Origin of the sequence: Desulfatiglans sp., from assembly GCA_012513605.1 — a bacterium.
In the GTDB taxonomy this organism is placed as follows: Bacteria; Desulfobacterota; DSM-4660; order Desulfatiglandales; family HGW-15; genus JAAZBV01.
Genome location: JAAZBV010000128.1, coordinates 40041 through 66232, shown reverse-complemented (window position 1 = coordinate 66232; position 26192 = coordinate 40041). Strand labels below are relative to the sequence as shown.

The following is a 26192-nucleotide window of genomic DNA, read 5'->3' as shown; positions in this document are numbered from 1 at the left end:
TACCATTTTGATTCTTGGACAGCACTGCTGGCAATAACCTGTTTTTTGAATACGCCGTTTTGTTAACTTAACTACTTGTTTTTACTTGATGCAATATCAAATTTTCATTTATCTTGGACAGCAATGTATTGTGGTAATTTTTCAAAAATTTGTGGTGATGGATTTTGTGTATGGGAGGAGATAATTGAAGAAGGTGATTCCCATGCGGATTTTGATTATAAAGAAGTTAAAATGGATTTTGAAAACAATATTCTTTCAATACCAAAATTAAAAAACCCATAACCCGCTAATCAACCGGATTTGGCAAAAAGCTCGCCAGACTGGTTAAAAGCTGAAAAGAGATGGGCGATAAATGCTATTTGGTAAAAATGGCAGCGTTGCTAAAAGTTGTAAATAGAAATTAAAAATCAAATTTTAATCGTAATAATAACTGGTTATCAAAAAAAAACAGTCGGTAAATAGCAGGCGAAAACTGCTTTTAACCTAGCCTTTTGATGTTGATCCTGTATTGGAACAAGACAGCCAATACGTTTCAGCCTTGCAGCACATCGCCACTTTTACCTACCAAAGCGCCCTTTTACGAAACAGCTCCGATATGGAAAAAGTATAAGCAGCCGCTGCTCTGATCGCGGAGCGGAAAATTATAAGACATTTTCAAATAAAAACGTTTGAGCACCACGGTTTTTGGTCTGCGTTTTGGCTATGCTATTATTCGGATGCACGGGCCAGGGACAAGTAGGATGGTGCCGCTCGATATGCCCATGCCGGTAAAACCATTACAAAAACAGTCAGGGTGGGACAGGTTTCGAATGAAGTGAAGGAGGCCGGAAATGCCAAAAACGGTCAGATACGCGACTGGCTGGCATTACGCTTTATTATTATGGTGGCATATTAAAAAAGGCGCTGAAGCACTACTCGATAAATAGAGCAGAATCCCTACCCTGAACACAAAAAGCTCCTAAAACAAAGGCTGATTTTCAAAGTGCATTTCATCATTGCTTGCAGGGTGTTTGAATGTAAGGCTGCATGCATGCAGCATCAGACGCTCTCCGGGCTTTAAATGGCCATAGAGCCTGTCTCCTACAATAGGGCAATTAAGCCCCAGCGGATGTGATGCATGCACCCGAATCTGGTGTGTCCTGCCTGTTAAGGGTGTAAAAAGCACCCTTGTGCGGTTATTCTTTACCTCTATCTTTTCCCAAAGGGTTATACCGCTCCTTCCATGGACCGGGTCATATATCTGGAAGGGCCTGTTTGTAACATCCACGCGAAGGGGCAGGCTGATCTCCCCGCTCTCCTTTTTAACAATGCCATCAAGCACTGCAACATATTGCTTTTTAACCTTTCTATCCTGAAACTGGATAGAGAGAGTCCTGTGTGCCTCCTTTGTTAATGCAAAGACCATGATGCCCGATGTATCCATATCAAGTCGGTGGACAGCGGGCTGCGGTATGCATCCCGGGAACATATCTCTTATGCGGTTGGCAAGACAATCCTGTTTATCAGCCCCTTTACCCGGAACAGACAAAAGCCCCTCAGGTTTTATAACCACCACAATGGATGAATCTTTGTAGATTATATCGGGCTTATTCATGGTCAGACCGATCTGCATTAGCCCCGCAGAGCATAAAACCAATTAAGGGCAGGCACTTTTCCCTGCACGGGCCATAAAAATTACCCTGCATGCGTGTCCCTGAAAGATTTGTTTCACCCCAGAATATCTCTGCAAGGGATACAGGAAGCAGACCCATTTTAGCGGCTGTATTTAAAAGCTTGGGACCGCAGCAGTCACCCGCGCCTGCCGGTATCCCATTTTTAAAAAAATCGGTAAGGGGCCTCGCCTCTGACCTGAAATTATTCACCCGGTAGAGCGCGTGTATCTCTTTCATAAGTTCCTGCGACAACCTTTTCCGCTTGTATATCAATTGATGCCTATCTGGTTCATTCAAAAGTTTATTGATAATGTTACCCAGCCGCTTTATCTCTTTATCAGCACTATCGACAATCAAATCAAACTCTTTAGTATCAAACAGGGGGGGCGCCCATCCATTTACATCCCATACCCCGTTATACTGGCCTGAAAATGCCTTTAAGAACAGCGATTTTCCATCAGCATCCAGACACTCAAGCACACCAAACATCTGTCCCCTTGCCTCTCCTTTTACATAGCCCAGGGTTAATTTCGGGTCTGCCTCACCTTCAGGGGCATGGATATCTATAGTGCCCTTTTGTTCAAGGGTACTCATCAGATCAAGGCAGTATTCCTTTGCGCCTTCCTGTTTCAGATAATGGATAGTGCAGCATGAATGACAGTACCCGCAGGTGACTGATTCTATATCCAAATAAGATATTTTATTTATATTGTTTAACACCTTCTAATTTCCATCCCAGCCCGCGAGCCTTGCCCAGAGCCACCATGCTGCATAGGCCTTTTGATTTGCGTTCAGGGGCTCACTGTGGGCAGATGAACAATTATACCAGTCCATCCCTTCAGTGTGACTCTGTTGCCACTCCTTTGCCCAGTTGCCGCCATTATAATCACAGCTGTCTGTTACATTCAGATCCCCATAGTATTCGCCATCAGGGTCATAACTCTCTATATCTTCAAAATCAAACAGTATTTTTCCATTGGTCTCACAAAAATTCCTGATCTGGAGGTTCCGCTGATGCAGATTTCCATCAAGCCCTGTCCCATTAGTATGGCCTGTCATATAGACAAACATAACATCAGGATAGTCTGCCTCAAGATCATCCATAAGGTCAAGATACTGGCCTATCTGCGCCTCAATGCCATCTGCCTGGCCGCACCATGACCACATGATCACATTTATCTCGGGGTGGGCATTCAGATAGTTACGCGTGGCATCAGCCCAGACTGTCCGGTTAGGATTTCCAAGATCGCTTGCCCCGGAGAAAGGTGAATCACGCAGGTCAAGGGCTTCGCCTGAACCACCGCTGTTCCACCTGTATGTGGCGCCTCCATAAGGGGCATTTGCAAAGGTTGTGAGCCCGCTCATGCCTGTTGTAATCTGGCTTCCGTGAGAGGTGTGGCCATAGGCAATGTGAAGTTTCTCCTTTGCCTCATTTATCCATTCAAGCGGGACCATCGCGAGATCAGTACTTTCATGATCTATAATTATAGCGCCAGCATTCAGCGGATCAGAGGGATCATTATTGTTACCTGCCGGCGGCTGAATATTATTTCCGGGTGTGACCGGGGCAGCATCCTTAGAGTCTGAGTCTCCAGAGTTGCAGGACAAGGTGACACAGAGGCAAATCATTAATAGCATTAAAAGGGAAATTCTCATTATTACCGGTCTCATTTTCATATTCTCCTGTCTGAGAGTTATACTGATTTATCATCCGGGCATCAAGACCCTGTTTCAGGGTTAACTGCCGGACATGCCTTAATATTTTTCGGGAAAACAAATACAATTATTATACCTTCAGGCATTTTTCATGCCATCAACAAACAAAAAAGCATAGAGCACATACAACTGCACCCCACATCCCCTGTTGAGTGCGATGAGAGCCTTAACAGCATGGACTCTTAATGGTAAAATACAGGCAGAATTTATATTCATAAACATTAAAATATAATATACACAGGCTATTTAAAATTCGAAAAAATATTAAATTGTATGGAATTATAGACAATATGCTCACCTGAAAGTGTACAGGGACTGATAATTTCTCCACCAAATAAAAAAGGGTTATTTTTTATTATATTGGTGATATAAGCAAGGCAATATCTAAATAAAGGAGGAAAATCCGTGTTAACATTAAAAGAAAATGTGTATGAAACTTTGAAAAACGGCAAACCGGATGCATTTGTAAACGAGTGGGAACCCTTTCCGCAGGTATGGGACCCTGTTTTTTTCTATCTGTTTCCGGTAGCAAAAGGCCAGACAGCCATCAACCCCTGGGGAGTTACGATTTACTGGGGAGAACATGAACCGGGTATCATGCCCATGGTTAATGAAAAGACCAAGGTCTGCCCGGACATAACCGAATGGCGCAAGACCTGCAAGGCCCCTGACCTTGACAAGGTGCCCATGGACTGGAAAGCTGCAAAAGCAGATACAGCCAGAATAAAGGCAGAGGGTAAATTTGCCATGGTCTGGGTTCCAACCGGCGTATTTGAGCAGCTCCATTTTCTTATGGGCTTTGAAGACACTCTTATGAACTTTCTGGCAGAACCTGACGCAATGCATGAACTGATCGACTATGTTAAAAAGGCAAAGATGCAGCAGGTAAGGCTCCTTATAGAAAATCTTCGACCTGATGTTATCATGTTTCATGATGACTGGGGTTCAAAATACAGCATGTTCATGAGCCCTGATACATGGCGTGAATTCCTGAAAGAGCCCTACAAAGAGATCTACGGCGCCATGAAAAAGGAAGGTGTCATCACCATGCATCATGCTGACAGCTTCTGTGAACCAATTGCAAAGGATATGGTAGAGGTGGGTATTGATATATGGGAAGGGATCCTCCCTTCCAACAATATCCAGAAGATCAAGAAGGATACTGATTATAAACTCACCCTCATGGGTGGTATTGATGCATCCATTGTTGACCGTGCTGACTGGAAAGAGGAGATCGTCCGCGCCGAAACAGCCCGCGCCTGCAAGGAATATCATGAAGGCGGCATGTTTATCCCCTGCCTCACCTATGGCGGCGAAGGCAGTATCTTCCCTGGTGTTAATGACTGCATCATGGATGAAGTAAGAAAACAGAACAAGATTTATTTCAAATAGATCAACCCGCAGTTCCTAAAAAATGGGTATTGCGCCTTAATAAGGTGCAATACCCTTGAGGTAATCATGCCTGACAGAAGTTTCTATGGCTGGAAGCTGTTAGCTGCCCTGTGGGCGATTGTCTCCATAAACCTTGCCTTTCCCATCTACGGCGCGAGGGTGCTTGATGCGGTTATGGTTGTTGACCTTAACCTGAACCGTCAGTCACTCGGTGGCATCTTTTCCATATACACAATAATGTCAGGACTTCCAGGTCCCCTTGTTGCCATGTGCGTTGGCAGATTCGGCGTAAGGTTTACCATGATTACAGGCAGCATTCTGGTGGGTATCGGCTCTATTCTCATGGCGACCTATGTAAAGAGCGGCCCATCTGCTGTGGTTAGCTTTGGGATAATAGTGGGGGCTGGTGTTTGTGTGGGTGGCGTGATTGGCGCGCAGGCAGGCATCGCAAAATGGTTTATCAAAAAACGGGCTCTTGCCCTTGCAATTTTCAGTTCAGCCTCAGGTATTGGCGGGTTTATAGCCTCCCCTCTCCTTAATCAGGTGCTTGTTTTAACTGATAAAAACTGGCGCATGGGTTGGTTTATTATAACTGCCCTTGCGATTTTAGCCCTCCTGATCTCCATCATTTTTATAAAAGAAGACCCAAAGGATCTGGGGCAGCTGCCCGATGGGGATACATTTCTTTCACAAGATATGAACATATCCGGTTCCAGCAAAGTTAAAAAAAAGGTGTATCAGACAGAGGTAAACTGGGGCTATTCAGAGGTATTGTCCGGCAGCTCCTTCTGGATCATGATGATCTGCCACATGGGAATGGGCTGTGGCTATTCCCTGTTTTTAGGTCATGGCGTAGTCCACCTTATGGATATCGGCCATACCCGTGATGCTGCATCATGGGCCATAAGCCTTATTGCACTTACAAGCCTTTTAGGAAAGGCTATCATTGCAGCATCAGGCGACAGGATTGAACCTAGGAAGATCTGGGCCGGGTTTATAGCCCTGTTCAGTATCGGAATGATACTATCTGTTAAGGCAGTATCACCCTTTCTGCTTGTGTGTGTGGCATCGTGTATAGGGATCGGTTTTGGAGGGGGCGTTGTCTGTGTGGCCACTGTATTAAGCAATTATTACGGTGTAAAGACATTTGCATCGCTTATAGGGCTCTCTCTGGCCATCAATACCACCTTTGGGGCTATAATACCCTATGTTGCAGGGAGGCTGTATGACAGCGGGCATGGTTACCAGGGGGTGTTTTATGCCCTTGCTATTTGGTGTATCATTGGCGCAATTATCCTCTATTTATTGAAAATTCCTGTAAAAAGGGCCTAATATCTCATTAATATCAGATAGTTATCTAACATCTGAATAGTGATATCTTTAAATTGATTTTCCTCCTTTCAAAAAAAACAGTAGCCTTATTTTTTCTAGGACAATTTACTCTCATTGAAAAATTAACTCCGTATATCTGTAAAAAACTTGATTTATTTTGCAGATTAAATTAATATTACATCAATTTGTAAATTTGACGTTTTTAGTCAAATAGTTTTTTTGTATTAACCGAAAGGAGTTTCAATATGAAAATGATGATTAAATTGTTCGCTATTGTTGCACTTCTCGCTATGACAGCATCATGTGCCACAACCACAACAGCACCGTCTGCCCTGCCTGAAAAATACAACCTCAGTAATGAGCTTAAAGCGGTCAAGAAGATAAACGCAATCAATGTATCAAACTGGGATCAGATTGATAAACAGGCGCTTATTTTTACGGCCAATGGAGGAGAGTTTTTCCTGGCTGTACTGGACAGGCCCCTTGAGACAGATATTGCCAGCCAGGTAATTGGTATTGTTGATCAGAAATCAACTATTACTGCCGGGTTTGACAAATTTTTCATAAGGACTGCCAAAGGCAGACAGTATTACCTTATAGAAAAGATATATGTGCTTGCAGGGCGTGATCAGGCAAAGGAAATGAAAGAGAAGCTCAGCAAATAAATTGCAGTAATTCAATCTGTTACATGGCCCTTTAAAATACAGGGGCCATGTAACAGACACCTTTTCTGAAGAGATAACATTTACCGGAAAAATGGCCGTCATACCTCCTTTAATGTCAACAGTTGGTTTTACAATCCAGAATATAGTTTTTCTTGTTTCAGGTTCCATCAGGATCATATTGTTTGTTTCCCCTGTAATTTCAAGCTCATTCGGGCACCCTGGGGAAAATACCGGGAGAAACTAGTCACCCCTTTTTATTAATACTGGACCTGAGTGCTTCCGCCTTGTCCCTTAGTTCCAGGTAATCCATCCTTAACCTTGAATTGGCAATCCAGGCCTCTTCCATAAATTTTCTTTCTTCATCCGTAACCAGCCTTAGCCCGAGTGTTTCAGCATGTTCAAGGATAACTGCACCGGTTGGAACCATGGTAAATGAATTCAATGTAACCCTTTGTACGATTGCTCCAAGCCCGATCCATACATGCTCTTCCAGAGTTACCTTGTACAGAGATGCCCTTATAGCAATAAAACACTCATTGGCGATATTACATGGACCATGGATGGTGACTCCATGGGCTATAGAGGTTTTGGGGCCTATAACAAAGGGGGCACCGGGATCAGTGTGTATAATAACACCATCCTGAATATTGACCTCTTCGCCAATATGAATGAGCGCCACCTTGCCGTCGGGCCCCCTCTGATCCGCCCTGATTACAGTTAAAGGCCCGACAAAAACGCCTTCATCAATCTTCACATTGCCAATTATCTGGGCTGAAGGGTCAATTAATGCAGTCGGGTCAATCTGCGGAAAGTCGCCTGCCAGGTTTGGTCTTATATTGTTGTAATATGATGGCATTCTTTATCCTCCATTTAAAATGTTAATGAACGGTTAAAGCAGCCCTGAGACTTTTACTTTTATGTCTGAAACAGATTGTGTTGAAATGTTAATTTAATAAGAAGGATAAAAAGATTAGCCTGTTGTGTCAATATAAAAATAGGCGGTAACAAGCTAAACCCTTTCCCCTTCAAAACAGGATTCGCCATACGATGTTATTATCCTCCCTGATATCCTGTCACCCTCTACCCTGCCATGCCCTGAAATATCTATCTTTTTAAAGAACTTCTTTACTGTAAGCGCAAATGAAAAGCTGCTGCCCTCCACCTTTCCGCCATTAAAATCTACCTGCCCTATAAGCCCTGATGACATGGTGCCAGTCAACTCATCACCTGCCTTTTTAAGGGTAAGGGTGCTCTCCATAACGCCCATAGGGGTGTCCGTAGAAATCCTGTATGTCCCTTCAACACTCATAAAATGCCTCCGCTGATTATTCAAAATCCGGGTACAAAAGATACCTTTTGCCTTAATAATACCAAAAAGAATAATCGGCAATTATTTTCATTAGGAAACAAAAAAATATTCGTTTTATTTAAGAAAAAGTATATAAACATAATGATTGAAATAAATGGCTATGACAGTATATGAAAAATCTGCATAATATCTTTCATGGGATGAGAGGAATCAGCCTGAAACTGAAGCTCTTAATCCCTTTTCTTTTTTTTGCCTTTGCCAGCACCACCATTTTGACCTTAATCAGTTTAACCTCACAGCAGAACCTGATCAAAAAAGAGGAAAGGAACCTTTTACTTCAGCATTACAGGCTCTTTCTGGACCGGCTTAACCAGAAACAGGAACAGGCCATCTCTATAGCATCTTCATTTGCAGATATACCCGATATTGGAAGGCTTCTTAAAGAAGATGACAAAGTCGCCCTGCAAAACTATATAGCACCTATATACCAGAACCTTAAAAACAACCAGGGGGTTTCACAACTGTATCTTCACAGACCTCCGGGCATATCCTTTTTAAGGCTTTCTAACCCGGGAGAGAATGGAGATACTGCGGGTTTGGATATAAAGAGCGTATCAGAGATTTTTTCAGGGGCAAAAAATTCTGTCTGCCTTGAGATGGGGCGGTCAGGTCTTGTCACAGGGGGTGCTGTAGCTGTCTATAATGATGGAAAGATCGCTGGGAGTGTTGGCACCCTGTTTACCTTAGGGAATGCATTTATGGATGATTATCACAGGACCTGGAAGATAAATGCCGCACTTTACACTATAGCAGAAGGCAAACCTGAGAGAATAACAGCAGCCGGGGAGCTTTCTCTTGAAAACATTTCAGGGATATACAAAGGTCAAGGGAATATACATGAGCCAGATATAATGATATCACCTGAAAAACACCCGGACATGTCTGTTTTAATAGGCCCTGTTGTAAACTGCTCAGGAGAGGTTGTTGCACTGATAGTCTTCAACGCTGACAGGACAGCAACACTTAAAAGACTGGCAGGCACCAGGAATCTGATGGTTTCAGCTGGAATTGCGGTCATCCTCATATCCTTTCTGTTTATCTATCTTGTAATTAATCTGTTTATAAAACCTATAAAGGAGATAGTGGCAGAGGCCCGCGAGATTGCATCAGGGGAAAGGGAGAATGGACTTGATGTCAAGAGCTCAGACGAGGTGGGCTCCCTGACAAACACCCTTAACACAATGCTTGAGGCCCTTAAAACCAGACGCATGGAGATAGAAAACTATGCAAGGACCCTTGAAAAACGTGTTGATGAGAGGACATCAGAGCTCCTGGAATCTGAAGAAAAATACCGGACAATGGTGGAAAATGTCCCGCTTGTTGTCTACAGGATATTAAAGGACGGGACAACCGAGTTTGTAAACTCTTACCTGACAGAAAATATAGGTTATACTGTAGAAGAGGCGCTTGATGACAAGAGATTCTGGCGGGATAAGATAGCGAGTGAGGCGCCTGAGGCATTTAAAACAGTTTGGAATACCTGTTTTATTAAAGGTGAAGAGTGCAGGCTTGATCACAAGGTAAGGTCAAAGGACGGGAGGCTCCTCCATTTTATTACACATTCAATACCAACTACCGATGAGAATGGTGAGGTGAAATGGGTTGATGGATTTATGCTTGATATAACCGAGCTCAAAAGACTGGAGGATCGGGCCATACAGACAGAGGAGGTGCGGACACTTGGTGAGATATCTGCAAGAATGGCACATGAGATAAGAAACCCGTTAAGTATTGCCGGGGGATTTGCGCGAAGACTCAGGGATGCCATGAAGGATGATGACCCCAATAAGCGCCTTTCTATTATAATAGTTGAAGAGGTGGCAAAACTTGAGATATTCGTGACCGGCCTCTTATCCACTATAACCCCGTTTGAACTCACACTTTCAAGTGTGAATATAAACGAGCTTATACTGGAGTCTATCGCAGAACTTGACAGGCTCCTTGAATCAAGAAACCTTGAAATTGTCTCAGACCTTGAATCGAATATCCCAGATATAGAGGCGGATCATAAGATACTCTGCCAGGCAGTAACCAATATCATAAAGCACTCAATAATATCATCCCCTCCCGAAGAGAATATCTCGGTTTCAACCGCATTCAGGGATGATGAGGTGGTTGTTACAATCACCAATGCCTTTAAGCACATGTCAAATGCCGATATAGAACAATTCTTTTTTCCTCATATTGAGCAGAAGCTGGAGGAGAGCGTTCTTGATCTGCCACTTTCGAAGATTATAATCCACAGGCATGGCGGGAAGATAAACCTTATTAAAATCGGCGATAATATACTTAAAATAATTATTTCCTTTCCGATGAGAACTGCCTGACCTCTTTTTACTGTTTACCAAATCCGCATACAGGGTACCTGCACTCTTTACAGTTAGAGCAGTACCCCCCATGACCTAACGATGAGATATACTCCTTTGTTACCGGTTCATCTGCTATAACAAGGGGCAGGATAAGCTCAAATATGCTTGCCCTGTAATACATAACACACCCTGGAAGCCCCACAACAGGGATATTACCGATATATGCAAGCATAAACATGGCCCCGGGGTATACAGGCGCTCCATAGGTAATAACCCTTGCGCCTGATTTTCTTATGCTTAAAGGGGTCTGGTCATCAGGGTCAACAGACATGCCCCCTGTAAGGGCTATGAGTTCTGCCCCCTCCTTTATCAGCTCATGTATGGCCGAAACTGTCTTTTCCACATCATCAGAGACAAATACCTGTTTAATTACCTCGCAATCCATCTTTTTGAATTTGTCTTTTAGCACAGGCCCAAATTTATCCTTTATGCGCCCGGAAAACACCTCACTCCCGGTTGTAATAACACCAACCCTGAGATGTCTGAAGGGTTTAACCTCAATTACAGGATAGTTCTCCCTGCATATACGTTCCACCTCCCCTATATTCTTTTCATGTGTGGCAATAGGGATTATCCTTGTGCCGGCCATTGCCGTATCAGGTTTAACTATCTGGTTCCCATGGATGGTAGCAAAGGTGATATCCTCCACCAGATTTATTTTAAGGAGTGCTTCTTTATTGACCTTTAACAATCCTGTGCCGGTTGATATGAAATTTATTCTACCCTCAACAGGTTCTGAATGCCTGATGCCCCTTCCTGATGAGGCATTTGCAATGCGTCCTGCTGCCTCGTTTTCATGGATAAAACCGTCCTTTGGGTCAAGCACATATATATTCATTTTACCCATATCAAGTAACCGGGTAACATCCTCTTCTTTAATAATATGACCCTTTTTAAAGGCCGGGCCCTTAAATTCCCCGGGTATAATCTGGGTGAGATCATGCCCAAGCATCATACCTACCGCTTCATTGAGTGGCACACTTTTATATTTAATATCAGCCATTTACATCTCCTGCAATTATAATTCCTTAAAAATAAAAACTGCACAATAACATAGATATGTTAAATATGAAAGAAGGAAATTATAAAAAAATAAAGGGTTCAAGGGGTCCAGGGTCCAAGGAAAGCAGATTTTCATTAGACTACGTTTTTCACTCGAACCCTTGACCTCTGGAACCCTGCTGTTTAAATTCCTGTTGCCTGATTCTAATTACTTTATTAGAGTCGCAAAGTTGAAAAAAATTAAGGAAGCAGGTTCAAATAATGTTACCAGCTGTTAAGGTTTCAGGTGTATCAAAGTCCTACGGGAGTCTGAAGGCGCTTGAGAATATAGATTTCCAGATAGAACAGGGCAGTTTTTTCGGGCTTCTTGGGCCAAATGGCGCAGGAAAATCTACCCTGATAAATATTATGGCGGGCCTCACAAAGGCATCAAAAGGGTATATAGAGGTCAAGGGCTATAATGTAAGGAGCAGATGGAGAAAGGCCAGAAAGACCATCGGGGTTGTTCCACAGGAGCTTGCCTATGACCCCTTCTTTTCGGTTCGGGAGATGCTCAGGCTGCAATCAGGTTACTTTGGACTAGGTTCATCTAACCATGCATGGATAGAGGAGATCATCTTTCACCTTGATCTATCAGATAAGGCAACAGAGAACATAGGGAACCTCTCCGGCGGCATGAAACGACGTCTCCTGATTGCACAGGCGCTTGTCCATAGGCCTGAGGTTATAGTCCTTGATGAACCCACAGCAGGTGTGGATGTGGAACTTAGAAAAAGCCTCTGGAGGTATTTTCGCGAACTGAATAAACAGGGGCAGACCATTATTCTTACAACACACTACCTTGAAGAGGCTGAGGCCAACTGTGACATGATAGGGATACTCAGCCATGGAATTCTCAAGGCAGTAGAGGAGAAAGAGAAATTGCTCAACCGATATCCCTACAGGTTCCTTAATCTTAGATTGGCAAAAAGCAGTACAAAAAAAATCCCTGAAGGTATCAGGGAAAAGATAATCTCCTCGGAAAACGGGGATATCTGTCTGAAGCTGCATAAAGAAAATGATAAAATAGGGGCGATCATTGAGGAACTGCGCAGGGCCAGCGTAAACCTGATTGACCTTCAGACAAAAGAACCGGGACTTGAAGAGGTGTTCATAGAACTGACAGGTGCTGAAAATGATTAACTGGGGAGGGATATTTACACTCTTCTGGAAAGAGGTCTGGCGGTTCCTGAAGGTATCCATACAGACCATACTGACCCCTGTGGTAACAGTACTGCTCTATCTCCTTGTATTCTCCTCGGTGCTTACAGAGAGGCTTGAGGTGTATAAAGGGGTTCACTATGTAACATTTCTTATTCCGGGGCTTATAATCATGTCCATGCTCCAGAATGCCTTTGCAAACAGCTCATCCAGCCTGTTTCAGTCAAAGATGAACAGAAATATTGTATTTATGCTGCTCGCCCCTTTATCGGATCTGGAGATATATATCGCCTATGTTGCAGCATGTGTTGTAAGGGGAATCCTTGTTGGCTCAGGTGTATGGATAACAGCCTACTTTTTTGAAACAGTATGGATACATGACATTCCCCTGGTTCTTGCATTCAGTTTTTTAGGTTGCGGCATACTTGGGGCACTAGGGCTTATCGGTGCAGTCTGTTCAGAAAAATGGGATCACATCGCAGCATTTCAGAATTTTGTCATACTGCCATTATCCTTTTTGAGCGGTGTTTTCTTCTCAATACACACACTGCCTGACTTCTGGAAACAGGTATCCTATTATAATCCGTTCTTTTACATGGTGGATGGTTTCAGATATGCGTTCCTTGGGGTTTCGGATACAGACCCCTTGCTGAGCCTTGTCATAACAACCCTGTTTTTTATCCTGATAAGCATTGCAGGACTTATGCTTCTTAAAAGCGGTTACAAACTCAGGGAATAAAAGGATAAAGTTGCACCTGGACTCTATAATTACTCTCTTATAAATAAAGTGAAATATGACATATATTGTTATACTTAACCACGGAGGACACGGAGAGCACGGAGATATTAATTTTTAATTTTTTACTCCGTGTTCTCCGTGCTCTCCGTGGTGAGAATTGTGTTTTGTACTTACACAAATTTATACTAAAGCTTGCCTTGCAGCCTGTTTTTATGGCAGATTACATAAATATATTTCAGGTTCATACATGTCCTCAATTGAAGAAGGTATTTTAATATTAAAATGGATTTAAAAACAGCATTACTGAATTTAACAGCATGGTTTGAAAAATATGTAAAGGGCTTTATAAGCGGTCACTCGGAATCAGACATCAATGTAGAGCTGAAGAAAAACCATACCATACGTGTAAGAGAGGCAATCATTGATATTGCAAAAAGCATTGCCCTTGATGAAGAAGATATGTCAGTAGCCGAGGCATGCGCTATTCTCCATGATATCGGAAGATTTGAACAATACAGGAGATACAGGACATTTTCCGATTCAATATCGGAAAACCATGCTGCCCTTGGTGTTAGGATTATCAGGGAACAAGATGTTCTCAGGGATTTTCCAGCCGAATGCAGGGAGGTAATCATACGTTCTGTAGGGTGCCATAACATGCCTGCGATCCCCTCAGGATTCAGCCCGGAAAGTATAGAGTTTTTAAAGCTGATACGGGATGCAGACAAGATTGATATCCTCTATGTTGTAACCGAGTATTATATGACATCAGCTAGTGGCAGCAACAGGGTAATTGAATTGCATCTGCCTGATACAGAGACCATTTCTGATGAGGTCTTTAAACCTCTTACATCCGGGCAAATAGCCCAGGTAGATAATCTCAGGTCATTAAATGACTTTAAGCTATACCAGATGGGTTGGGTCTATGACCTTAATTACAGGCGCAGCCTTGAGATTATACGTGAAAGAAAATACCTTGAGATGCTGCGTGAGGCCCTTCCTGAAGTGTCTGACAGGGCCGATCAAGTCTACAGGATTACGAATGAATATCTTGATAAAAAATTGGGAGGTAAATAATGGGTAAACCTTTTTATTCAATCGATAACAGTATCTTTGAGATGTTTCCGGGATACTGCCGGGGTGTGGTGCTCGCATTTGATATCAAGGTGACTGGCTCACCAGCAGAACTGGTATCCATGCTTAGAGATGCTGAAAAGGCACTTAATAACAAGGTGAATGCTGATGACCCTGCATCTCACGTGAGAATTAACTCCTGGAGAGAGGCGTACCGGCTCTTCGGTGCCAAGCCTGCCAAGTTCAGGTCATCCATTGAGGGGATGGTGAGAAGGGTCTTGAACGGCAATGAACTGCCCTCCATTAACACTGTTGTTGATATTGGAAACATCTTATGCCTTAAGTATATTATTACAGCAGGTGCGCATGCAATAGATGTTGTTAAAGGTGATATCTCACTTAAAATAGCCACAGGGGAAGAGTCCTTTACCCCATTTGGCGCCGATATCACGGAACAGACAGAACCTGGTGAGATAATCTTTACTGAAGGAAAAAACTGCCTCGTCAGGAGGTGGAGCTGGAGACAGGCAGAGCATACATCCATAAAGAGTGCAACAACCGCCTTTGAGATGAACATTGACGGCCTTCCTCCTGTTACAAGGGATGAAACAGAGGGGATATGCATTGAGGCGGTTGACCTGATAAAAAGATTCTGCGGGGGCAGGGTGAGTTATAAAATCCTTGACTCGGATAATCCTAAAATAGAGTTAACATTATAACCTGTACCTCAAAAAAGATAACTGACCCTTTGTCAGATAATATCTGACAGAGGGTCAGTTATTATAATTACCCTATAATGCCCTGTAAATGATTGGAAAGTCCTGCCCTTTTATTTCAATCTTATTATCAGATTCAAGCAGCTCAAGATGTGAGAATATCTCTGAGAGTGCAATAAAGACATCTGCCTTTTCAACATTAGGAAATATCTTTCTTACCATATTGTATGCGGGTAACTCTTCATCCTTTACTGCATTCAATACCTGCTCCATCCTCTCTTTATAATGAACCCTGTACATGCCTATAACAGGCTTCATATCGCTAATATACTCACCATGACCGGGGAACAGGTGCCTCACATCCAATCCAGATACCCGGTCAAGGGATTTCAGATAATAAATCAACCCCTTGTAGTTTTTATCGATCATCCTGTCACGGCTTAAGGCCAGTATAGGCTTTGGAGTCAGATTTTTTATAATATGGTCACTGCTGAAGAGTATCTTCTGTTCAGATTCATACAGGCAGCATAAACCAGGATCATGTCCCGGGGTAAAAATCACCCTGAGACTGTAGCCTTCACCTTTAAATATATGGCCATCCGCCATCTCCTTCGGTTCATCAATGGGTTTTGCTATACTGTAATATTTTCTGATACCCCTTTTCATTGCATTTAGGATATCATCAGGTATCCCGGCCATCTGCTGAAGCAGATCAAGCTCATCAGCCCATATTTCATTTTTTAAAAATTCGCTGGATATCTTCCATACCCCTTCAGGGTGGATATATATCTCAACAGTATGATCAAGCCGCTTTATAATTTCAGAGGCAAGACCGAAATGGTCCATATGACCGTGTGTCAGGATTATCCTGTTGATGTTGTTAAATATGAGACCCTCTCTTTTAAAGGTATCCATTATGAATTGAAGGGCGCCGGGGATGTCAGGGCCGGCATCAATAAGCGTTATTTCCTCTTTACCAAGGGCGTAAATATTTGCTGTAAGGAGATAAGGCACCTCATTAAAGGGTATCGGGATCGGTGTAATATTTCTTGTTTCCGGAAACGGTCTGATCAACTCTTTTATCACTTTTAAAACCTGCAACTTTCTGACAACACCCAGGCTTAGCCGCCTGCGAGTGTATGTATAATATATATTTTGTCATCATCATAAACCTCTTTTTTCAAGGCATCAGGATATGCGCTTGATGAATTCACATATACCTCAATAAGCGGGTGCAGCTTACCCTCTGCTACAAAAATGGCCTTCTCAAACTCAGGATACAATAAAATTATATTCTGAAGGCATTCCTGCACAGTAGAGCCATTTACCTCTATTTTTTCCAGACTGCCGCAATACTTCTGAAAGACCCTGTGAAGGTGAACTGAGACACCCATATATTTAAACCTTACCAGTATTACATTCCCTGCACTCAGGGTTTCTGCTTAATTTAAATTCTCTGAAACTGAGATCCATGCCATCATATATCAGGAGCCTGTTTGTGAGCAACTCACCCATGCCTGTGAGGTATTTAATAACCTCTGTAGCCTGTATTATACCTATTATTCCAGGTGTAACACCAAGAACAGGAAATTTTCCTGGTTTTGTATCGGCCCTGTACATGCATCCGATACACGCGGTTTTAAAAGGGATAATGGTAGTCACCCTACCCTCCAGACCGCTTACAGCCCCGTGAATAAAAGGGATTTTTCTTTTTATTGCTGCCCTGTTCAGGACAAACCTTGTCGCGATGTTATCCATTGCATCGATAATAACATCACAACCGTTAGTTAAGCCTGATATATTATCATCATCTATTGTTTCATCAAAAATCTCAACCTTTGTATGCTCATTGAATGAGTTTATCTTTTCCCTGGCTGATTCAACCTTTTTCGAGCCGATATTTCTTGGCCAGTGTAAAATCTGCCTGTTGAGATTGGTTATCTCAACACGGTCATTATCAGCAATAACCAAAGTTCCCACACCCGCAGCAGCAAGATACAGGGATACAGGAGAACCAAGCCCGCCAGCGCCCGCTATAAAGACCCTTGAAGACTTTATCTTTTCCTGGCCCTCCAGCCCTATCTCAGGCACCATAATCTGCCGGTCATATCGGTTCAACTCATCCAGTGAAAGCATATTTACTCCTGTTAGAAAAGTTCAATTACAGGGCCTTTTACCCCAGTGTACCGCAATATTCCCAAACATGAATTTCCTGTATTTGACATCTGTAAGACCTGCACCTTCAAGTATCATGACCAGCTCATCAGGCATTATAAACTTAATAGTAGATTCAGGGAGGTATCTGTAGGCATCCCTTTCTCCTGAAATCAGCGACCCCACGAGCGGGATTAAAAGCCTGTAATATAAAAGCACAAACGGCTTAAAAATATTGTCTGGTACAGGGCTTGTATCCAGACATACAAGTCTTCCTCCGGGCTTAAGCACCCTCAACTGCTCCCTGAACATGAGAGCCATATCAGGAACATTTCTGGCAAGAAACCCGGATGTAACAGCATCAAACCTGGCATCAGGAAAGGGTAGTTTCAAGGCATCTGCCTGGCACCACTCTATTTCGTCACCGGCCTTCCTTTTCTTCCCTACAGTAATCATCTCATATGTTAAGTCAGCGGCAATCACCTTTAGCACAGGATTCCTTTTTTTTATCTCAATAGCGATATCACCTGTCCCTGCACCAGCATCAAGAACTGCACCACTGTCAGGAAGCTGCGCCATTTTGATCAGGAACCTGCGCCACATGGTATCAAGGCCAAGGGAGATGAGCCTGTTCATGAGGTCATATCTCTTTGAGATGCGCCCAAACATGCCCCTTATTTTTTGCGGCCTCTTATCCATGCCCTCCATACCCTATTTTAATTTCCTTACCATTATAAATGCAGAAGCCCTGTCCTGTATAGAAACAAAATGATTCTCATACTGAGGTTACCCAATAACAGGTTTTTTTTCAACTCCAGGGATCATAAAAATAAACAACCCCTCCTGAATACAATCAGGAGGGGTTGTTATATACTAAATCAGCCTTTTAAAAGGCAATAGAGAATGTCAATCCGCCATAAAAATGATTATCATCACCATCCCAGCTTCCACCCCTTATATTGTCTTTAGATTCACTTGTTAGAGCAAAAGTATATGCTGCATTAGGCGTTATGCTGATATAGTCATTAACAGCAAAGGTCATTGACGCAGAAATTGTGCCATCATGCAGTTCACTGTAGCCGTCTGAATCATAATAGCCCACGGATGCGCCAAGGTCCAGTGCCAGATTATCTGTAAAGGCAATAGAATGGCCTATACCCAGGTTAAAATACCATCCTGGAAATGCATCAATGACCTTATACACGGTTAATGAGGGTGAAAAAATGGTATCCAGCCCCAATGACAGGTATATTTCCTGTGTATCCTCTCCTTCAAGGGCATAATAGATGTAACCGGTACTGATACTGAATTTATCAAATGACCAATCATAAGATAATGTCATGTCAGTCTCATTAAATGAGGTATCATCATCAAACGGATCATCTGTATCCAGATTTCCCCAGAGATTAAAACTGAAGCCCTTATATGAAACAGTCACAGAGGGTTGCATCACGATACTGTCATCGCTTAATGCGTAACCACGCCAGACATATTGTGAAAGTGCAGAAACATCAGCAGAGGCTGATACGGGTGATTCTTCCCCTGCCCATGATGGTGAAACTGCCGCTGTAAGCGAAAAGAGCGTTATAATAACCAGTTGTTTAACAAAATTCTTTTTCATTTTTTCTCCTTTTTTAAGTTTAGAGTGTGCATTTCGCACACTCTTTTATTTTATTTTTAAGCCAATTACCTTTTATTGCTGAGTGTATGATGAGGTTTCAAAGTCAGGATATGCATTACCACCATGCTCAGCAAAATCCAGGCCCTCTGCCTCTTCCTGCGGACTTACCCTCAGACCAATGGTCTTTGATATAATCTTGAAGAGTATAAATGCCAGGACAAAAGTCCATATAAAACATGAGCCTATGCCTAAAAGCTGAACACCAACCACCTTTAAAGAAAATCCATCTATATGGAAAAGAGCTGCTGCAAGAGTTCCCCAGGCCCCGTTTACTCCATGAACCGAAATGGCGCCAACCGGGTCATCAATTTTTATCTTGTCAAAGAACAGCACTGAGAATACAACAAGCACACCTGCAACAGCGCCTATTATTATTGAACTTGTGGGTGTTACAGTTGCACACGGGCTCGTAATTGCCACAAGACCTGCGAGTGCGCCGTTAAGACTCATGCCAACCTCAGGTTTGCCAAATTTAATCCATGAGGTAAACATCGCGACAGTACATCCTGCAGCTGCCGACAGATTCGTATTTACAAATATCATAGCAATATCCTTATTGGCTGCTGTTGTTGAACCAGGGTTAAAACCAAACCAACCGAGCCAGAGGATGAAAACACCGAGCGCCGCAAGCGGCATATTATGACCAAGTATCGGCTTAATATTGCCATTTTTATCATACTTTCCAAGCCTAGGACCAAGCACTATGGCACCAGCAAGTGCTGCCCAGCCACCAACCGAGTGAACAACTGTTGAACCTGCAAAATCTATAAATCCCAGCTTTTCAAGCCATCCACTGCCATTAAACAGGCTACCCCATGCCCAGCCTCCAAATATCGGATAAATAATCGCGCTTATTGCAACACTGTATATCATATATGAAGAAAACTTTGTCCTCTCTGCCATTGCTCCTGAAACAATAGTTGCTGCAGTTGCTGCAAACACCACCTGGAACATCCAGAAGGCCAGAACCCAGGGATCACCTCCGGAGGTATAGTCACTCAGAAAAAAGCCTGAGGTGCCTATCCATCCTGTAGCAGATACACCAAACATGAGTCCAAAACCTATTGCCCAATATGCAAGTGAACCGAGTGAAAAATCCATGAGATTTTTCATCATGATATTAATTGCATTCTTTGCCCTGGTCATACCGGTTTCAACCATCGCAAACCCTGCCTGCATAAAAAATACAAGCGCTGCTGCAATCAACGTCCATACATAATCTGCATGGGTCTGCACAAGATCGATGGCCTCCTTATTTGTAAGAGGCGTAGGCCCTTCATCACCAGCCCACGCCTTTCCAATGCCAATTAAAGCTAATATAAAAACATATATAAATGCCTTTGGTTTCATCTTATTTCTCCTTTCTATATGGCATCATTGCCCTTTTCACCTGTTCTAATCCTTACGGCCTCTTCGACCGGAAGTACAAATATCTTGCCATCACCTATCTGGCCTGTCTGGGCTGTTTTCTTGATTACATCAATTGCGTCATTCATTATTGATTCATCAATAACAACCTCAATCTTTACCTTTGGCACAAAGTCCACCTGATACTCAGCGCCCCTGTAGATCTCCTTGTGACCACGCTGCCTGCCAAAACCTTTTACTTCGCTTACAGTTATTCCCTTTATCCCGATTGCGGTAAGGGCATCCTTAACCTCGTCAAGCTTAAAGGGTTTAATAATCGCTTCCAGTTTTTTCATCACGATCCTCCTTGGTAATTATATAGACCTTCATCCAGTCCATTTAAATTTTACATTAAGAAACAGCAAGAGATATGCCACTCTTTTATAAGATCATTTATGAGGTATTATCCTATTGATATCATTTTATATTTACTGATTTAACGTTATGGCGATAAAAAATTACATTACTACATTTTTGTCATTAGATCTTTATTGCATAACATTTTCGTATCATATATTGCCTTTTAAAGCCTGGGAAAAAACTTCACCAACCAGAGTTTTCTGTAATAAAATTAAAACAGCAGATCGAATATTCATATAGAAATTTGGATATACATTTGATAATTAAAAAGCTAAATAACCCTTCGAACTGATTATTTCAACAGGAGGCTTCTAATGTTGAGACTACAGAGCCTTGCAGGGCTCTTTATACTTGCATTTATTGCATGGTCGATTTCAGAGCACAGAAGCAGGGTAAAATACAGGACTGTCGGGGCAGGGATTGCACTTCAGCTGATAGTGGCGATTATCCTGGTGAAACTCCCCCTAAGCCACTCCTTTTTCATGAGGCTGAACAATATTGTAGGAGCCCTGCAGGCATCCATAGCAGAGGGCACAGGTTTCGTGTTCGGATACCTTGCAGGAGGAGATACGCCCTTTACAGTAACCAACCCCGGTTCGACCTTTATACTTGCCTTTCAGAGCCTTCCACTTGTGCTTCTTATAAGCGCACTTTCTGCCCTGCTCTTTTACTGGAGAATTATACCTGTAATAGTTAAGGGTTTGACCCGGGTACTGACAAAGATCATGGGTATAGGGGGAGTAGAGGGTTTTGGTGTCTCTGCAAACATATTTGTTGGCATGGTTGAGGCCCCGTTACTTGTGAAACCCTATATCCGTTCAATATCAAGAAGTGAGCTCTTTTCTATTATGACTTCTGGGATGGCAACAATAGCAGGTACTGTCATGGTACTATATGCAACAATACTTAACAGCGTTATTCCCGGTGTAGTTGGCCACCTTTTGATTGCATCCCTGATAAGCGCGCCAGCAGCCGTAACCGTTGCGAAGCTCCTGATACCTGAGACAGGCGGGATATCGGATGGCGAGATAACCCTTTCCGTTCATGCAGAGAGTTCAATGGATGCAATCACAAAAGGTACAATTGAGGGGATGACCCTGCTTATCAATATCATAGCAATGCTTGTTGTGCTGGTATCCCTTGTTCACCTCTTAAATCTTATCCTTGGTATTATCCCTTTCCCAGGATCAGAACCGATCACAATACAGAGGCTTCTTGGATATATAATGGCCCCTGTTACATGGGCCATGGGCATACCATGGGCTGAGGCAAAAGTATGCGGGACTCTCATGGGCGTAAAAACCGTGCTCAATGAATTAATAGCATACCAGAACCTGGTCTCCCTTGGTGAAGGGGTGATTTCAGAAAGGAGCCGCATTATAATGACATATGCCATATGCGGTTTTGCCAACCTGGGCTCACTTGGAATAATGATAGGCGGTATGGGCGCAATGGCGCCTGAACGGCGGAATGAGATCGTAAGCCTGGGCATGAAATCGATTATCGCCGGAACACTGGCGACCTGCATGACAGGCGCAGTTATAGGAATCATTTACTGAATTGTATATTGGTTATAAGACAGGTTAATCCGCTGCAGGGACCAGTATTAATCGACCCCTGCAGAAGATGGATACTAAATTATTGCGTTACAGGAAAAATCTTTTCTTCTGACTCATAACCGGATTTAATACCGTATGGCAGCATGGCCCCCGGGGCCTCTATTTCATACATCTTGCCGTTTCTGATCTTGTAGATATGCATTGCAGCAAGGTTGAACTGCCCGTAAGTGGTTTTATTATCGGTTCCAGGCGCAGCATCTTTAGGCAGCCTTTTTGTGCCGTCATGCCTGAACATTGAAAAACCGACAGAGAGCCCCTTCTGAACATCAGCAACAACCATGTGAGGCCTGATCTCAGTGATATAGGAGAAGACACCTGCGCTCAGCTGGCCTTCACAGTCCATTGGTATGTTTCCGAAACCGCCGGTAGGCATAGCAGTCCCGGGGGGTAAATCTTCAGGTTTGGGTGGTTTTCCTCCGGCTGTTGTCATGCCGTTTTCATGGCGTTCACACTCCTTTGCAAATGGCGTACGTGTGCCATCCTCGGATGTGAGTGAGTCATAGTATGAGAGCCCTATCTTTAGGAGCTCTTCCCTTGTCATCTGCTCAGCGGCAGGTATATCCTCCGCAAAACCAGGCCGGGCCTTCTGTAAAGATGGCATCGAGCTGTAAGGCTGTTTACTCATTGACTCTCCGCGCACAACAAGATGCTCGGCCTCTGTGATCTTGCCGTTTTCGAGTTTAATGCGTGCCCCGAAAATAATATCCTTATTATTCTCTTTCATAACAACAAGAGTGGCTGCTGACTGGGCCACAGGATCAGCCGCATAAATCTCAAAACCCTTAGGGCCTTCAGTTGCGGTCTCCCAGAGCCCTTTACCTACCGCCAGAAATTCAATCCCATTATCCGAGTTTTCGGTGAACTTGACCTTATCGGCAAATGGCAGGTCACCGGGTGTATGTTTAACTATTGCCCCGATATATTTCTGCATAAGGTCAACCAGGCCCTGCCTGTCGTAATCCTCTACACTCTTTTGCGAGCAAGCAATACCCATAATGGCAAGAGTAACAATTAACAATAATGTGACAAACAACCGTTGCGTTTTCATTACAGCCTCCTTTTTATTGAAACTAATAGATATGAATAATAAGAGAACCATCTTTGCTTTTTTTAAGCGGAAGAAGTATATGGAGTAAGCAGTTTTATGTCAACGTGTAATTTCGGTATATAAAACTAAAAACCCTGCTTTTTCCCTTTGAGCTTTGAACTTTCAGTTTTATATTTCAAGCAACAGCACAGCCCTGAATTTTTAATCACGCTTATTGCATGCAATATGCCAATAAAAAAATAAATCAAAATAGAAGGTTGGGTTAATTTTCTTAACCCAACCTTCTATTTCCGGTTATTTTGTAAAAACCGGTTTACGCTTTTCCATAAATGCAGTTACCCCCTCTTTTATGGCATCCATACAGGATATCCTGCCTGAATACATGTAGGAGACCTCCATTGCATCCTTAAAACTCTCTGCCTTTGCAGCATCTCTGATAACATCGGCTATTATCCCTATAGCCTCTTTGCTTAGCGTTATGTCACCTGATTTTGGTTCAGTAGGGGGCATAAACACAGGCATCTCAGCAACCCTGTCAGGGATTCTGGGAATCTGTCCTGACAATCTCTTTACTTCGTCAATGGCTGCCCTGATCATATTCATATAGCCGTCAGTTATCTTTGTAACGATACCAAGTTTTTCAGCATCATGACTACTGAGCCGTTCTGCCTGTGATGACATGGCACTAAACTTACCATTGGTCTTTGGCCATTTTCTATAGGGGATAACAACCCCGCCCATACCGGGGAAAATACCCAGTGTAATCTCAGGGAACTGAAAAAAGGCCTTTTTATCAGCAACAATAGAATGGCAGCCCATTGCAAGTTCACAACCTCCACCCACTGCGAAACCATTTACTGCCGCCACAACAGGCTTATTCATTTCGTTAATATACTCTACAATGCTGCCATATTTCCTGCTTAAGGCTGATCCGGCGGGGGCATTGCCGATGGTTGGTAAGAGAACGCTGATGTCAGCGCCTGCACAGAATGCCTTTGTGCCGTAACCTGTAATAATAATGCCTTTGACTGATGGATCACCCTCACCCCTTTTCAACTCTGATAATATCTCATCACAGGTGCTTATGTTTAAGGTGTTTGCTGCCTGGGGCCTTCTTATCGTGATAATCCTGATACCATTTATATCATCCACAAGGATATCCCTTGGAAAATTTATATAGCTGTCAATATCATGCTTTGGAATCGGGAATCCCGGACGTTCTGCTTTAAAGCCTTCCATTATATCTTTAACTCCTTGACTTCCCATATCCGCCATTACCTCAAAGACCCCCTTTTTAAAACCAAGGCCGATAACAGTCCCCAGGTTTAGATCAGAGCGCGTGCCAATAGACCTGTCGGTGATATCAAAACACTGAGAGAATATGGCGCCCAGAAGCCTTTTCTTGATCCATTTTTTAATATCATCAGGCACATCAACCTTTGTTCCGGGCCTGTTAACCTTCCAGGTATCAACAGATAAAAGAGAGAGGGATGGCTTATAACAGGTTGATTCGCTAATCCTGCGGCTCTGTGAAATATGGATCAGGGGATTTCCACCTGTAAAATTTAAAACAAAGAACGGGCCTGATGCAACAAACTCTTCAGCCACATGATCAACCTGCTGGCTTGTTGCTCTGTCAATAAGAAAGGCTGCCTCACTGCACCATGTTTCAAAAATCCTGTTAAGGAGAAATGAAAAGACATTGGCAGTCATCATGGGAACCTTACCTGTATTTGCAAAAAACCATAACAGATAATCAAGTGTCTTTGAAGAGGCGCCCTCCCAGTTTATCACCTCAACAGGGAGGCTTCTCCATGCAGGGGCAAAGAAATGGGTGATGGTGGCGCGTTCAGGGTGTTTCATCGCTGAAAAAATCTCATTTGCAGGGATACCGCTTGTATTACTTGTCAGGATAGTATCCGGTGAGGTTACCTCCTCAAGCGTCTGAAAGATCTTTTGCTTCAGTTCAAGGTTTTCTGTTGCCGCCTCAATAACAAGCCCGCAGTTTTTTATATCGTTATAGTCAGTGGTGTAAACAATATTCCCGAGTATCTTTTCAGCAGCTTCAGGGGTTATCTTTTTCTTCTGTACTGCCTTGTCAGCATATCCTTTGAAGCGCTCCTTTGCCTTGTCAAGCTGGGCTTCAACAACATCAACCACATATAATTTTTTGTGAGTCAAGCCGGTACGCAGGTAGTAGGCAATATCAGGGCCAATATGCCCGGCGCCTATTACAGCGACTTCATCAGGGATAGGACAATCAGGTTCAATAAGATAAGGATTAGTAAATGATGGGTAAAGCGCTTTTTTTTCCATAAATAAGTCTCCTTGATTTCAGATTGATAACCACTCCGGCATCTCCGCCTTTATTGGTCCCTCAGTAGGATTATTATGTAAAAAAGTACTGCGTATAAGGTTTAAAAATTACCCCCCATGTATAATATAAATAAGGTCTATCTTGTCACCATCTTTTACCGGGGTGGATAACCCGGTTTCATAGGTGCTTTCACCATTCAGGTATACCTCAAAACGGTTTGTTATGTTTCCATTGCTGTCAACAATCATATTTTTTGTCATAGGATATTTTAGAGAAAGATCATTCAGGCATTCGCCCACAGTCTTTCCCTTTACTGTTACTGATTTCTGCCCGTTAAAGTAAGACCTGAAAACATGGGCTATTTCCACTTCAATGCTCAT

26 protein-coding genes are annotated in these 26192 nt (G+C 43.0%); 10 read left to right on the top strand and 16 right to left on the bottom strand.

What is annotated here, in order from left to right; translation table 11 throughout:
* Window positions 1-75: 75 nt before the first annotated feature.
* The gene (locus tag GX654_17305) at window positions 76-282 is read left to right on the top strand and encodes a hypothetical protein (protein ID NLD38621.1); all 207 of its coding nucleotides are present in this window, start codon (window positions 76-78) and stop codon (window positions 280-282) included.
* Between the two features lie 676 nt (window positions 283-958).
* Here GX654_17305 and GX654_17300 read toward each other — a convergent pair.
* Genes GX654_17300 through GX654_17290 form a run of 3 tightly spaced genes read right to left on the bottom strand, consistent with a single transcriptional unit; the run spans window position 959 to window position 3323 of the window.
* On the bottom strand, window positions 959-1594 hold the full coding sequence (locus tag GX654_17300; GenBank protein NLD38620.1) for an RluA family pseudouridine synthase: 636 nt from the start codon (window positions 1592-1594) through the stop codon (window positions 959-961).
* Window positions 1587-2351 (bottom strand): hypothetical protein, encoded by a 765-nt coding sequence (locus tag GX654_17295; protein ID NLD38619.1) that lies wholly within the window; start codon window positions 2349-2351, stop codon window positions 1587-1589. Before GX654_17295 ends, GX654_17300 begins: the two co-directional genes overlap by 8 nt.
* Window positions 2352-2375: 24 nt before the next feature.
* Window positions 2376-3323, bottom strand: a complete 948-nt coding sequence (locus GX654_17290) for a hypothetical protein (protein NLD38618.1) — start codon at window positions 3321-3323, stop codon at window positions 2376-2378.
* Window positions 3324-3773: 450 nt separating this feature from the next.
* On the opposite strand from GX654_17290, the gene GX654_17285 reads away from it, so the two are divergent.
* The 3 genes from GX654_17285 to GX654_17275 all read left to right on the top strand — a co-directional run bounded on the left by GX654_17285 (window position 3774) and on the right by GX654_17275 (window position 6757).
* Window positions 3774-4760 carry a uroporphyrinogen decarboxylase (URO-D) gene (locus GX654_17285; GenBank protein ID NLD38617.1) on the top strand — a complete coding sequence of 329 codons (987 nt, stop codon included), beginning with the start codon at window positions 3774-3776 and terminating at the stop codon, window positions 4758-4760.
* Between the two features lie 66 nt (window positions 4761-4826).
* Window positions 4827-6092: an MFS transporter gene (locus GX654_17280; protein ID NLD38616.1), complete on the top strand. Its 1266-nt coding sequence runs from the start codon at window positions 4827-4829 to the stop codon at window positions 6090-6092.
* 245 nt (window positions 6093-6337) lie between these two features.
* A complete protein-coding gene (locus GX654_17275) occupies window positions 6338-6757 on the top strand; it encodes a hypothetical protein (GenBank protein ID NLD38615.1) in 420 nt (139 codons plus the stop codon).
* 244 nt (window positions 6758-7001) lie between these two features.
* On the opposite strand, the gene GX654_17270 is transcribed toward GX654_17275, so the two are convergent.
* Window positions 7002-7613 carry a hexapeptide transferase gene (locus GX654_17270; protein NLD38614.1) on the bottom strand — a complete coding sequence of 204 codons (612 nt, stop codon included), beginning with the start codon at window positions 7611-7613 and terminating at the stop codon, window positions 7002-7004.
* A 153-nt stretch (window positions 7614-7766) separates the two neighbouring features.
* On the bottom strand, window positions 7767-8066 hold the full coding sequence (locus GX654_17265) for a hypothetical protein (protein NLD38613.1): 300 nt from the start codon (window positions 8064-8066) through the stop codon (window positions 7767-7769).
* Between the two features lie 170 nt (window positions 8067-8236).
* Between GX654_17265 and GX654_17260 the strand changes: the two genes are divergently transcribed.
* Complete coding sequence (locus GX654_17260; GenBank protein NLD38612.1) at window positions 8237-10453, top strand: PAS domain S-box protein; 2217 nt, start codon at window positions 8237-8239, stop codon at window positions 10451-10453.
* A gap of 7 nt (window positions 10454-10460) precedes the next feature.
* Here the strand turns inward: GX654_17260 and GX654_17255 are convergent, their stop codons facing one another.
* Window positions 10461-11498 carry a molybdopterin-binding protein gene (locus tag GX654_17255; protein NLD38611.1) on the bottom strand — a complete coding sequence of 346 codons (1038 nt, stop codon included), beginning with the start codon at window positions 11496-11498 and terminating at the stop codon, window positions 10461-10463.
* Window positions 11499-11758: 260 nt separating this feature from the next.
* Here GX654_17255 and GX654_17250 point away from each other — a divergent pair, with 260 nt between their 5' ends.
* From GX654_17250 to GX654_17235, 4 genes are all read left to right on the top strand, one after another.
* On the top strand, window positions 11759-12679 hold the full coding sequence (locus tag GX654_17250) for an ABC transporter ATP-binding protein (GenBank protein NLD38610.1): 921 nt from the start codon (window positions 11759-11761) through the stop codon (window positions 12677-12679).
* Complete coding sequence (locus tag GX654_17245; GenBank protein NLD38609.1) at window positions 12672-13436, top strand: ABC transporter permease; 765 nt, start codon at window positions 12672-12674, stop codon at window positions 13434-13436. The genes GX654_17250 and GX654_17245 overlap by 8 nt, the downstream gene beginning before the upstream one ends.
* Before the next feature lie 282 nt (window positions 13437-13718).
* A complete protein-coding gene (locus GX654_17240; GenBank protein NLD38608.1) occupies window positions 13719-14513 on the top strand; it encodes an HD domain-containing protein in 795 nt (264 codons plus the stop codon).
* A complete protein-coding gene (locus GX654_17235) occupies window positions 14513-15229 on the top strand; it encodes a hypothetical protein (GenBank protein ID NLD38607.1) in 717 nt (238 codons plus the stop codon). The genes GX654_17240 and GX654_17235 overlap by 1 nt, the downstream gene beginning before the upstream one ends.
* Window positions 15230-15301: 72 nt before the next feature.
* Here the strand turns inward: GX654_17235 and GX654_17230 are convergent, their stop codons facing one another.
* The 7 genes from GX654_17230 to GX654_17200 form a co-directional block, all read right to left on the bottom strand.
* Complete coding sequence (locus tag GX654_17230; GenBank protein ID NLD38606.1) at window positions 15302-16312, bottom strand: MBL fold metallo-hydrolase; 1011 nt, start codon at window positions 16310-16312, stop codon at window positions 15302-15304.
* Between the two features lie 35 nt (window positions 16313-16347).
* Window positions 16348-16620: a MoaD/ThiS family protein gene (locus tag GX654_17225; GenBank protein NLD38605.1), complete on the bottom strand. Its 273-nt coding sequence runs from the start codon at window positions 16618-16620 to the stop codon at window positions 16348-16350.
* Window positions 16621-16624: 4 nt separating this feature from the next.
* Window positions 16625-17362, bottom strand: coding sequence for a HesA/MoeB/ThiF family protein (locus GX654_17220; protein NLD38604.1), 738 nt, complete (start codon window positions 17360-17362; stop codon window positions 16625-16627).
* 21 nt (window positions 17363-17383) lie between these two features.
* Window positions 17384-18079 carry a ubiquinone/menaquinone biosynthesis methyltransferase gene (locus tag GX654_17215; protein ID NLD38603.1) on the bottom strand — a complete coding sequence of 232 codons (696 nt, stop codon included), beginning with the start codon at window positions 18077-18079 and terminating at the stop codon, window positions 17384-17386.
* A gap of 187 nt (window positions 18080-18266) precedes the next feature.
* Complete coding sequence (locus tag GX654_17210; protein NLD38602.1) at window positions 18267-19001, bottom strand: hypothetical protein; 735 nt, start codon at window positions 18999-19001, stop codon at window positions 18267-18269.
* Window positions 19002-19073: 72 nt separating this feature from the next.
* Entirely contained in the window at window positions 19074-20411 is a 1338-nt protein-coding gene (locus GX654_17205) for an ammonium transporter (GenBank protein NLD38601.1), read from the bottom strand.
* Between the two features lie 14 nt (window positions 20412-20425).
* Window positions 20426-20764, bottom strand: a complete 339-nt coding sequence (locus tag GX654_17200; protein ID NLD38600.1) for a P-II family nitrogen regulator — start codon at window positions 20762-20764, stop codon at window positions 20426-20428.
* A 378-nt stretch (window positions 20765-21142) separates the two neighbouring features.
* On the opposite strand from GX654_17200, the gene GX654_17195 reads away from it, so the two are divergent.
* The gene (locus GX654_17195) at window positions 21143-22387 is read left to right on the top strand and encodes a nucleoside:proton symporter (protein NLD38599.1); all 1245 of its coding nucleotides are present in this window, start codon (window positions 21143-21145) and stop codon (window positions 22385-22387) included.
* A gap of 79 nt (window positions 22388-22466) precedes the next feature.
* Here GX654_17195 and GX654_17190 read toward each other — a convergent pair whose 3' ends face one another.
* The 3 genes from GX654_17190 to GX654_17180 all read right to left on the bottom strand — a co-directional run bounded on the left by GX654_17190 (window position 22467) and on the right by GX654_17180 (window position 26192).
* Window positions 22467-23495: a hypothetical protein gene (locus GX654_17190; protein NLD38598.1), complete on the bottom strand. Its 1029-nt coding sequence runs from the start codon at window positions 23493-23495 to the stop codon at window positions 22467-22469.
* Window positions 23496-23789: 294 nt separating this feature from the next.
* A complete protein-coding gene (locus GX654_17185; protein NLD38597.1) occupies window positions 23790-25811 on the bottom strand; it encodes a 3-hydroxyacyl-CoA dehydrogenase/enoyl-CoA hydratase family protein in 2022 nt (673 codons plus the stop codon).
* A gap of 108 nt (window positions 25812-25919) precedes the next feature.
* Window positions 25920-26192, bottom strand: a complete 273-nt coding sequence (locus tag GX654_17180; GenBank protein NLD38596.1) for a MoaD/ThiS family protein — start codon at window positions 26190-26192, stop codon at window positions 25920-25922.

Bases quoted from the DNA above. Each gene is read 5' to 3' on its own strand.
- GX654_17300 (NLD38620.1), bottom strand. From the start codon at position 1,594: ATGAATAAGCCCGATATAATCTACAAAGATTCATCCATTGTGGTGGTT.
- GX654_17290 (NLD38618.1), bottom strand. From the start codon at position 3,323: ATGAGACCGGTAATAATGAGAATTTCCCTTTTAATGCTATTAATGATT.
- GX654_17280 (NLD38616.1), top strand. From the start codon at position 4,827: ATGCCTGACAGAAGTTTCTATGGCTGGAAGCTGTTAGCTGCCCTGTGG.
- GX654_17275 (NLD38615.1), top strand. From the start codon at position 6,338: ATGAAAATGATGATTAAATTGTTCGCTATTGTTGCACTTCTCGCTATG.
- GX654_17270 (NLD38614.1), bottom strand. From the start codon at position 7,613: ATGCCATCATATTACAACAATATAAGACCAAACCTGGCAGGCGACTTT.
- GX654_17265 (NLD38613.1), bottom strand. From the start codon at position 8,066: ATGAGTGTTGAAGGGACATACAGGATTTCTACGGACACCCCTATGGGC.
- GX654_17260 (NLD38612.1), top strand. From the start codon at position 8,237: ATGAAAAATCTGCATAATATCTTTCATGGGATGAGAGGAATCAGCCTG.
- GX654_17255 (NLD38611.1), bottom strand. From the start codon at position 11,498: ATGGCTGATATTAAATATAAAAGTGTGCCACTCAATGAAGCGGTAGGT.
- GX654_17250 (NLD38610.1), top strand. From the start codon at position 11,759: ATGTTACCAGCTGTTAAGGTTTCAGGTGTATCAAAGTCCTACGGGAGT.
- GX654_17245 (NLD38609.1), top strand. From the start codon at position 12,672: ATGATTAACTGGGGAGGGATATTTACACTCTTCTGGAAAGAGGTCTGG.
- GX654_17240 (NLD38608.1), top strand. From the start codon at position 13,719: ATGGATTTAAAAACAGCATTACTGAATTTAACAGCATGGTTTGAAAAA.
- GX654_17235 (NLD38607.1), top strand. From the start codon at position 14,513: ATGGGTAAACCTTTTTATTCAATCGATAACAGTATCTTTGAGATGTTT.
- GX654_17225 (NLD38605.1), bottom strand. From the start codon at position 16,620: ATGGGTGTCTCAGTTCACCTTCACAGGGTCTTTCAGAAGTATTGCGGC.
- GX654_17220 (NLD38604.1), bottom strand. From the start codon at position 17,362: ATGCTTTCACTGGATGAGTTGAACCGATATGACCGGCAGATTATGGTG.
- GX654_17215 (NLD38603.1), bottom strand. From the start codon at position 18,079: ATGGATAAGAGGCCGCAAAAAATAAGGGGCATGTTTGGGCGCATCTCA.
- GX654_17210 (NLD38602.1), bottom strand. From the start codon at position 19,001: ATGAAAAAGAATTTTGTTAAACAACTGGTTATTATAACGCTCTTTTCG.
- GX654_17205 (NLD38601.1), bottom strand. From the start codon at position 20,411: ATGAAACCAAAGGCATTTATATATGTTTTTATATTAGCTTTAATTGGC.
- GX654_17200 (NLD38600.1), bottom strand. From the start codon at position 20,764: ATGAAAAAACTGGAAGCGATTATTAAACCCTTTAAGCTTGACGAGGTT.
- GX654_17195 (NLD38599.1), top strand. From the start codon at position 21,143: ATGTTGAGACTACAGAGCCTTGCAGGGCTCTTTATACTTGCATTTATT.
- GX654_17190 (NLD38598.1), bottom strand. From the start codon at position 23,495: ATGAAAACGCAACGGTTGTTTGTCACATTATTGTTAATTGTTACTCTT.
- GX654_17185 (NLD38597.1), bottom strand. From the start codon at position 25,811: ATGGAAAAAAAAGCGCTTTACCCATCATTTACTAATCCTTATCTTATT.
- GX654_17180 (NLD38596.1), bottom strand. From the start codon at position 26,192: ATGAGCATTGAAGTGGAAATAGCCCATGTTTTCAGGTCTTACTTTAAC.